Annotated in this window: 8 protein-coding genes; 4 read left to right on the forward strand and 4 right to left on the reverse strand. The window is 70.6% G+C overall.

Annotated elements, in window-relative coordinates:
* Nucleotides 1–2: 2 nt before the first annotated feature.
* The gene (locus NE235_RS16530; protein ID WP_252803716.1) at nucleotides 3–881 is read right to left on the reverse strand and encodes a PhzF family phenazine biosynthesis protein; all 879 of its coding nucleotides are present in this window, start codon (nucleotides 879–881) and stop codon (nucleotides 3–5) included.
* A 72-nt stretch (nucleotides 882–953) separates the two neighbouring features.
* Here NE235_RS16530 and NE235_RS16535 point away from each other — a divergent pair, with 72 nt between their 5' ends.
* A complete protein-coding gene (locus NE235_RS16535) occupies nucleotides 954–1850 on the forward strand; it encodes a LysR family transcriptional regulator (protein ID WP_252803718.1) in 897 nt (298 codons plus the stop codon).
* Here the strand turns inward: NE235_RS16535 and NE235_RS16540 are convergent.
* Nucleotides 1834–2055 (reverse strand): hypothetical protein, encoded by a 222-nt coding sequence (locus NE235_RS16540; protein ID WP_252803720.1) that lies wholly within the window; start codon nucleotides 2053–2055, stop codon nucleotides 1834–1836. The genes NE235_RS16535 and NE235_RS16540 overlap by 17 nt on opposite strands.
* Nucleotides 2052–2387 carry a hypothetical protein gene (locus tag NE235_RS16545; protein ID WP_252803722.1) on the reverse strand — a complete coding sequence of 112 codons (336 nt, stop codon included), beginning with the start codon at nucleotides 2385–2387 and terminating at the stop codon, nucleotides 2052–2054. Before NE235_RS16545 ends, NE235_RS16540 begins: the two co-directional genes overlap by 4 nt.
* Nucleotides 2388–2563: 176 nt before the next feature.
* Here NE235_RS16545 and NE235_RS16550 point away from each other — a divergent pair, with 176 nt between their 5' ends.
* From NE235_RS16550 to sigJ, 3 genes are all read left to right on the forward strand, one after another.
* Nucleotides 2564–3406 (forward strand): helix-turn-helix domain-containing protein, encoded by an 843-nt coding sequence (locus NE235_RS16550; RefSeq protein WP_252803724.1) that lies wholly within the window; start codon nucleotides 2564–2566, stop codon nucleotides 3404–3406.
* Complete coding sequence (locus NE235_RS16555; protein ID WP_252803726.1) at nucleotides 3391–3495, forward strand: DUF397 domain-containing protein; 105 nt, start codon at nucleotides 3391–3393, stop codon at nucleotides 3493–3495. Before NE235_RS16550 ends, NE235_RS16555 begins: the two co-directional genes overlap by 16 nt.
* Before the next feature lie 244 nt (nucleotides 3496–3739).
* Nucleotides 3740–4678, forward strand: coding sequence for an RNA polymerase sigma factor SigJ (gene sigJ / locus NE235_RS16560; RefSeq protein ID WP_252803728.1), 939 nt, complete (start codon nucleotides 3740–3742; stop codon nucleotides 4676–4678).
* An 80-nt stretch (nucleotides 4679–4758) separates the two neighbouring features.
* Here sigJ and NE235_RS16565 read toward each other — a convergent pair whose 3' ends face one another.
* Nucleotides 4759–6051: a M18 family aminopeptidase gene (locus NE235_RS16565; RefSeq protein WP_252803730.1), complete on the reverse strand. Its 1293-nt coding sequence runs from the start codon at nucleotides 6049–6051 to the stop codon at nucleotides 4759–4761.
* Nucleotides 6052–6267: the final 216 nt, after the last annotated feature.

The raw sequence follows: 6267 nt of genomic DNA on the forward strand, positions 1-6267 counted from the left end.
CCTCAGCCGCCGATCGGGGCCGCGGTGCCGCTGACCCGGATTCCGGTGTCCGATCCGGACGGCACGTCGACCAGGAGCCGGCTCGGCCGGCCCATGTCCTCGCCCTGATGGATGGTCACCCGTGCCGGCGGGGCGACGAGGTCCAGGGAGCGCAGGTACGCGCCGAAGGCCGCGGCCGCCGCGCCGGTGGCGGAATCCTCGACGACCCCGCCCGGCGGGAACGGGTCGCGTGCGTGGAAGACCGTCTCGCTCTCCCGCCACACGAGCTGCACCGTCGTCCAGCCCCCGCGGGCCATCAGGTCGCCCAGCGCGCCGAAGTCGTAGTCCAGATCCGCGAGCCGGGCCCGTGAGCCGGCGGCGAGGACCAGGTGGTCGTTGCCCGCGTTCGCGATCCGCGGCGGGAACTCCGCGTCGAGCTCGGTCGCGTCCCAGCGGAGGGCGGCCAGCGCCGTCGCCAGGTCGGCGTCGTCCACCGGGCGCACGGAGGGCGCGACGCTGGTCAGGGTGGCCAGGATCCGGCCGTCCTCCTCGCGGGTCTCGACGGGCACCTCTCCGGCGGACGTACGGAACAGGACGTTCCCCGTCCCCTCGCGCTCGGCGAGCGCGACGGCCGTGGCGATCGTCGCGTGCCCGCAGAACGCCACCTCCGCCAGCGGGCTGAAGTACCGGATCCGGTAGCGCCGCTCGCCGGCCGCCTCCTCGATCAGGAACGCCGTCTCCGAGTAGCCCACCTCCGCGGCGATCTCCTGCATCCGTGCCTCGTCCATCCCCCGTGCGTCGAGCACGACCCCGGCCGGGTTGCCGCCCTCCCCGTTCACGTCGAATGCGGTGTACCGGAGGACGGCCGCCCGAGTCGCGGCCTGCGATGCGCTGTTCGTCATGCCCTGGATTCTGCGCGCAGGAGTACCATCGCGTCCAACGATGAATATCGATCAAGCGGATCGAGAAACCCGATGGACACGCGTCTGCTCCGCAGCTTCCTCGCGGTCGTGCGAACCGGCGGCATCACGGCGGCCGCGGCCGAGCTGGGATTCGTCCAGTCGACGGTCACCACGCACATTCAGGCGCTCGAACGCCTGACCCGCACGCCGCTGCTCGACCGGCACTCCGGCGGCGTCTCCCCCACCCACGCCGGCACGCTGCTGGCCGAGCGCGCCCGGCAGATCCTCGACCTCGAGGACCGCATGCTCGCCGAGCTGACCGCCGACGCCGCCAGACCTACGGGGCCCGTACGGCTCTGCGCTCCGGAGTCGGTGTGCGCGTACCACCTGGCACCGCTCCTGCCCGTGTTCCGGCAGCGGCTGCCGGACGTGCACCTCTCGCTCTTCCCCGCCGCCACCCGCACCGCGCTGACCGCCCTCGAGGAGCGCCGCGCCGACCTCGCTCTCCTCCTGGAGCCGTCGGCCGACACCCCACAGGCCGACGCGATCGACCTCGGCCGGATCGAGCTGTCCCTGGTCGCACCCGCCGCCTGCGACCTTCCCCGCGACCGCCCCATCACCCCGGCGGAGCTCGCGACGACGGGGATCCTCCTCCTGGAGGAGGGCTGCGCGTACAGCGACGATCTCGCCGCCCTGATGGCCGCCGCCGGGACGCCGGTGGCCCAGCCCCGGTTCGGCGGCGTCGAGACGGTGAAGCGGTGCGTCGCCGCCGGACTCGGCCTGGCCCTGCTGCCGACCGTGACCGTCGCCGACGAACTCGCCGACGGCCGTCTCGTACGGCTGCGGCCACCCCGCCTCGCCGAACAGCGCCTCTGGCTGCTCCGCCCCCGCTCCCGCTGGGCCTCCCCCGCCGTCCAGGCCGTCCGGTCCCTGCTGGCCGAGACCGTCCCGGTCACCGCCGCGTCCTGATCACCGCGCCGGTCAGTTCGTCCGGATCGGCCGCCTCGACGAGACACCACCGACCACGTACGGGCAGCATCGCCCACCAGTGCCGGGTGTACGGGCCGAACCACAGAACGGTGTCCGGGAAGCGACGCCGCAGCATCACCGTGAGCTGCACCTCGGAGAGCGCACCGCGCGGCCACGGGTCGACGCGCGTGGGCCGCGCGGTCACGCCGTCGCCTCCGGCCGGACCCCGTCCAGGCGCAGCACCGAGACGATCCGGTGGGCGGCCGCCTCGACGTCGGACGCGGGGCCGAGCGGCTCGAACTCCGACGGCGCGTCCCGGGTGGGCCCCGACCACACCCACCACCACAGCAGCCGCCCGTCCTCGTCCGGCCGGCACACCACCGCCTGCCGGAGGCCCGGGCTCATCGCCCTGCCGACCGGGTCGTCCCCGTCGGCCGCCCGGTTGACCGCCCACACCATGCTCGCCCCGACGACCTCGGCCGCGAGTCCCCGGGCGGCCAGAGTACGGGCGAGGTCCCTGACGAACGTTCCGACCATTGCGCCTTGTGGCGGTATTTCCATTTCGCGCGCTCCTCGCTTCCCGAATTCACTGAAATCCGGTCACAGAATCGCGCGGACCGATTACGCTCGGCCACCAACGGCAACCAACCTCAAATCCCCTCCGCTCCAGCGATTTCCACCGCCGGCCGGAGGTTGACAACCGAGGAGGTCCCATGGCCCGACCGCAGCGCGACCTCGCTCCAGACTCACTTATCGGTCATTTCGGCCTGGAAATCCGCACCTACCGCAACGGTGCCGGACTGTCCCAGAGCCAGCTGGCCGACGCCCTCGGCTGCACCGGCCAGTGGGTCGGCGCGGTCGAACTCGCCGACAAGGCCCCCTCCGAGGCATTCGCCCAGGACCTCGACACCTACTTCCGGACCAACGGCTCCTTCCACCGCCTCTGGAAGACCATCAAACGCGCCCGTCAGCACACCGCCATCCCACCCTGGTTCAAGCAATGGGTCGGTATCGAGCAGAAGGCACGCATCCTCCGCAGTTGGGAACCTCTGGTGGTACCGGGGCTACTGCAGACACCCGCGTACGCGCACGCGATGCTGGCAGGCAAGCCAGGACTCCCCCGAGAGGAGGTGGAGAAGCAGGTCACAGCGAGAATCGGGCGTCAGCAGATCCTTATGACTGACAAATCAACTCTCTTGTGGGTGGTAATGGACGAGAGTGTCCTCCGCCGTCTCGTCGGAAGTCCCCAAACAATGCGAGAGCAACTCTCCGCACTGATCAAAGCCGCGCACCTCAACAACGTAACCGTCCAGATCGCCCCGTCCGACACTGGTGAAACGTCTGGGCTGTCCGGAGCCTTCGTCATCGCCACCATCGACGGAGAAGATGATGCCGTCTATCTGGACGACGCTACCGAAGGTAGGGTAACGACAGAATCATCCGAGGTATCCGACGTCATCAACCGGTATGATGCGATTCGTTCGCAGGCGCTTCCCGCCCGCGCAAGCCTCGATTTGATCTCTAAGGTGATCGAAGAACGATGGACGCAAGCGTGACCTTTGCCGAGTGGCGGAAAGCGAGCCGCAGCTCTTCGAACGGCGGCAACTGTGTCGAGGTCGCCGTCGCGAAGGCTCGTACGGTCTGAAGCCTCTGCAGATCCTGCGCCGAGGATTCTGGTGGCGCGAGCAGCGGCGATCCTCGGCGTTGAGGGCGGCTCCCAGCCATCAAGCGCAAGAGCGCCGATAACGACGCCACCTCCCGGCCGCGAAGGACACGGTCGGCGGTCGGCTCGTTCCCGCGCGCGGCCGTAGGGTCCGAGAGCCTGACATTTCGGGGGGCTGTTTCGTCGGATCGGTGAGGACCACTGCGACCGAGGGAGTCGTCGAGACATGACCACCCGACCCAGGCCGGGACACGACCGGCCCGACCCGGGGCTGAGCGCGATCATGAGCGAGCGGCGTCAGCTGATCAATCTGGCGTACCGGCTCCTCGGCTCGCTGGCCGATGCCGAGGACGTCGTGCAGGAGACCTACGCGCGCTGGTACGCGATGTCACCACGGCAGCGGGACGCCATCGAGGTCCCCGGTGCCTGGCTGACGAAGGTCGCGGGTCGCATCTGCTACGACCTGCTCGGCTCGGCGCGGGCGAGGCGGGAGCGCTACGTGGGCGAATGGATCCCCGAGCCGCTGCCCGAACCCGCGGAGTGGGGCGGTGGGGAGTCGGGCGGCGCCACGGCCGACCCGGCGGACCGGGTCACCCTCGACGAGTCGGTCAACATGGCCTTCCTCGTCGTGCTCGAGTCGATGACCCCGGCCGAGCGGGTCGCGTTCATCCTGCACGACATCTTCCGTTACTCGTTCGCCGAGGTCGCCGAGATCGTCGGCCGTACTCCGGCGGCATGCCGCCAGCTGGCCTCATCCGCCCGCCGGCGGATTCGCATCTCGGAGGCTCCCCCGACTCCCGCGGCCCGGCAGGCCGACACCGTCAGGGGCTTCAAGCTGGCATGGGAGACCAAGGACATCGATGCCCTCATCGGTCTGCTGGACCCCGACGCCACCGTGATCGCCGACGGCGGCGGACTCGCCAGCGCCTCGCTCCATCCGATCGAGGGCGGCGAGCAGATCGCGCGCTATCTCATGCGCCTCGCGGTCATGACACCCGACAATGTGACGTTCCTGGAGCGTACGGTCAACGGTCAGCCCGGTCTCGTGATGCAGCAGGACGGCGTGACCATGACGGTGTTCGCGTTCGACGTCGCCGAGGACCAGATCAAGCACATCTGGGCCGTACGCAACCCCGAGAAGCTCCGGCCCTGGATGACGGACTGATGCGCCGCGAGCCGGAGAGGATGCCGCCTCGGCTCAGGTCCACCGGACCAGTGAGACCCTCGACGCGCGGCTGAGGCCGGTCAGCCCTCCAGGAACGCCTTCAGCGCGCTCGCCAGCAGGTGCGGGTCGTCGGCGCCGCACAGCTCACGGGACGAGTGCATGGACAGGATCGGGACGCCGATGTCGACGGTGGTGATCCCGTGGCGGGCGGCGGTGATCGGGCCGATCGTGGTCCCGCACGGCATCGCGTTGCTGGAGACGAACTCCTGACAGGGGACGCCCGCCCGGTCGCACGCGGCGGCGAAGACGCCGCGGCCGACGCCGTCGGTGGCGTACCGCTGGTTGACGTTGACCTTGAGGATCGGCCCGCCGTTCGGCATCGGGCGGTGGGTCGGGTCGTGCCGCTCGGGGTAGTTCGGGTGGACGGCGTGGCCGGTGTCCGCCGAGACACAGATCGTTCCGGCGAACGCGCGCGCCTTGTCGTCGTACGAGCCGCCGCGTGCGAACACGGAGCGCTCGAGGACGGAACCGAGCAGCGGGCCCGACGCGCCGGTGTCGGACTGGCTGCCGTTCTCCTCATGGTCGAAGGCGGCGAGGACCGGGATGCAGGACAGACCGGGTGAGCCGGCGGCCGCGGCCAGCGCGGCCGTGCCCGCGTGCACGGACAGCTGGTTGTCCAGCCGCGCGGCGGCCAGCAGCTCCCGGTCGCGGCCGAGGTACGCGGGCGGCTGGACGTCGTGGGTCATCAGATCCCAGCCGACGACGTCGGCGGCGTCGACTCCGGCCTCCTCGGCGACGAACCCGATCAGTGTGCCCTCGTGCACGTCACCGAGGCCCCAGATCGGCTGGGTGTGCCGCTGCCGGTCGAGGACGACGCCGTTCTCGTTGACGCTCCGGTCGAGGTGGATCGCCAGTTGCGGCACGCGCAGCAGCGGGCGGTCGATGGCGATCAGGCGCGTGGTGCCGTCGCGCAGCACGATCCGGCCGGACAGCCCGAGGTCGCGGTCGAGCCAGCTGTTGAGGAGCGGCCCCCCGTAGATCTCGACGGCGATCTGACGCCAGCCGTGCGCGGTGAAGTCGGGACGCGGCTTGACCCGGAGGTTGGGTGAGTCGGTGTGCGCGCCGACGATCCGGAACGGCGTCTCCGGAAGCGCTCCCTCCGGGACGTACCAGGCGACGATCGCGCCGCCGCGCACGACGTAGCGGCCACCCGTCTCCCCGGTCCAGGGGTCCGTCTCCGCCACTCGGCGGAATCCGGCCTTCTCGAGGCGCTCGGCGGCGCCGGCGACCGCGTGGTACGGCGAGGGGGCGGCGGCGATGAAGTCGGCGAGGTCGTCCGTGTGGCCACGGTCGAACTGGGGCTGCGCGCTCATGGGTCAAGGATAGGGACAGCGGAGCGGGGTCAAGGTGTAGCCAGTGACACCCCCGGCGGGTGGTCACCCCCACGGCGGAGGCGGGTGCCCACCGGCTGGGGACCGGATCCCCGGATTTCTACCGTCATCAGCGAAGAGACGAACCCCGTCAGACGGCGAAAGGAATCTCAGTGACCATGTCAAGCCGCAGCGGCGATGACCTGCGACGGGGGGAAC

The organism is Actinoallomurus spadix (assembly GCF_024055725.1).
GTDB lineage: Bacteria > Actinomycetota > Actinomycetes > Streptosporangiales > Streptosporangiaceae > Actinoallomurus > Actinoallomurus spadix.